At 75.5% G+C, this 2,275-nt stretch carries 2 protein-coding genes; one reads left to right on the top strand and one right to left on the bottom strand.

Annotated elements, in window-relative coordinates; all coding sequences use genetic code 11:
• Window positions 1-267: 267 nt before the first annotated feature.
• On the top strand, window positions 268-1,890 hold the full coding sequence (locus EBM89_RS20360; RefSeq protein ID WP_233571888.1) for a methyl-accepting chemotaxis protein: 1,623 nt from the start codon (window positions 268-270) through the stop codon (window positions 1,888-1,890).
• 35 nt (window positions 1,891-1,925) lie between these two features.
• Here the strand turns inward: EBM89_RS20360 and EBM89_RS20355 are convergent.
• Window positions 1,926-2,275: CHAD domain-containing protein (locus tag EBM89_RS20355; protein WP_147463652.1), on the bottom strand; the 350-nt coding region annotated here is incomplete at its 5' end.

Here is a 2,275-nt window from a genome sequence, read left to right as displayed (position 1 = left end):
GGCCGTGCGGGGTCCGCGGCGCCCACCCACCCCGTCGCGCCGGGCCCTCGCCGGGGCCGCGACGACCGGGCCCGCCCGCACCGGTGCACCGGTCCGCACGCGCGCCTCCGCTGGGCCGTCCGGGCGACATCGCCCCGCGAGGGGAAGCGCTGACCTGCCCCGCGACCAACCTAGGACTTAGGTCCTATGCCGGATCGGGTGCCGCGCACGATCGGACCGGGCACGCGGAGGTGCAGGGGGCACCTCCCGCAGCGCGGAGGTCCACCAGTGCCCACCACCACCAGCTCCAGCAGCTCGCTCCTCGGCCGGGTCCGGGACCTCGGCGTGAGCACCCGGATCGCGGCGGCGGTGCTCATCGCCGCGGCGGTCGGCGTCGCCGTCGGGATCGTCGGGATCTCCGCGCTCGCGCGGACCAACTCCGCGACCACCGCGATGTACGAGCAGAGCTTCGTCGGCCTGCAGGACGCCGCTACGATGCGCCGCGCCATGGTCCAGATGCGCCTCGACCTCACCAACCACGCCCTGTCCACCGACCCGGCCACGATGGAGCGGATGGAGGAGCGGGTCGCCGCCGCCGAGGCCGAGCTGCGCGAGGCGCTGACCGCCTACGGCGACCTCGACCTCGCCGCGCCCGAACGCGCCGCCCTGGACGACTTCACGGCGGGGCTGGAGCAGTACGTGCAGGTCCGGGACACCGAGATGCTGCCCGCGAGCCGGGCGCACGACACCGACCTGTTCGCCGAGATCCGCGACACCGACGCGCAGCCCGCGATCGACGCGATGACCACGGCCGTCACGACGCTGGTCGACCACGAGGAGAAGGCCGCCGCGGCGGCGGCCGCGCAGGCGGAGCAGGGGTACCGCAGCAGCCGCACCACGGTCGTCGTCGTGCTCGCCGTCGGCATCACCGCGGCGGTCGCCCTGGGTCTGCTGGTCGCGCGGTCCATCGTCGGCGGGCTCCGCCGGGTGCACGCCGTCGCCGACGCGCTGGAGCGCGGGGACCTCACCGTCACCGCGGACCTGGCCGCGCGTGACGAGGTCGGCCGGATGGGCGCCGCGCTGGACTCGGCGGTCGGGCGGCTGCGGGAGGTCATCGGCACCATCGACGAGTCGTCCACCTCGCTCGCGTCAGCCGCCGAGGAGATGTCCGCGACCAGCGGGCAGATCGCGGCGACCGCCGACCAGACGGCCGCCCAGGCGGGGGTGGTGTCCGCCGCGGCGGAGCAGGTGTCCCGGAACGTGCAGACCGTCGCGGCGGGCTCGGTGCAGATGAGCGCCAGCATCGAGGAGATCGCCCGCAGCGCGTCCCGCGCGGCCGAGGTCGCCGGTCAGGGCGTGCACGCCGTGGGCGACACCACCGCGACGATGAGCCGCCTGGACGAGTCGAGCAAGGAGATCGGCAACGTCGTCAAGTTGATCACGAGCATCGCGGAGCAGACCAACCTGCTCGCCCTGAACGCGACCATCGAGGCGGCCCGGGCGGGCGAGGCGGGCAAGGGGTTCGCGGTGGTCGCGGGTGAGGTCAAGGAGCTCGCGCAGGAGACCGCCAAGGCGACCGACGACATCGCCCGCCGGGTCGAGTCGATCCAGGCCGACACCGGCGGCGCCGTCGCCGCGATCGAGCAGGTCGCCGCGATCATCACGCAGATCAACGACTTCCAGCTGTCCATCTCCAGCGCCGTCGAGGAGCAGACCGCGACGACCTCCGAGATGAACCGCAACGTCACCGAGGCCGCCACCGGCTCCGGGGAGATCGCGCAGAACATCGCGGTCGTCGCGGGCGCGGCGGACCTGACCACGCAGGGCGCCGCCGAGTCCCGCACCGCCGTCGGCTCGCTCGCGCAGATGTCGACGGAGCTGCGCGAGCTCGTCGGGCAGTTCCGGGTCTGACAGGTCTGACCAGGCCCGACCAGGTCTGCCCAGGCTCAGCCGAGCCAGCGGCGCACCCGCGGGCGCGCCGCCCGGTCGGCCACGCGGCGCGCGCGGTGGCGTGCGTCGCGGCCCCGGGCCTCCTCCTGGGCGTGCAGACGGCCGTAGGCGTACGCCGCCCGCGGGTCGGCGGTCTCGTGCGCGAGCCCGGCCAGCCGGTCCCGGGCGACCACCGTGTCCTGGTGCTCGCCGAGCACCTCCTGCAGCGCCTCCATGGCCCGGGCGTACCGCTTCGCGTCGCGCCCGAGCGCCGGGCGGGCGACCTCGGCGGCGTACCGCGCGGTGCGGGCCTGCTTGCGCGCCTCGTGCAGCAGCGCGTCCGTCCGCCGGCGCGGCGCCCCGTGCG

This window comes from Cellulomonas triticagri (assembly GCF_003696205.1).
Classification (GTDB): domain Bacteria; phylum Actinomycetota; class Actinomycetes; order Actinomycetales; family Cellulomonadaceae; genus Cellulomonas; species Cellulomonas triticagri.
The sequence above is the reverse complement of the archived record's forward strand: the minus strand, read 5'-3'. Positions and strand labels throughout refer to the sequence as shown.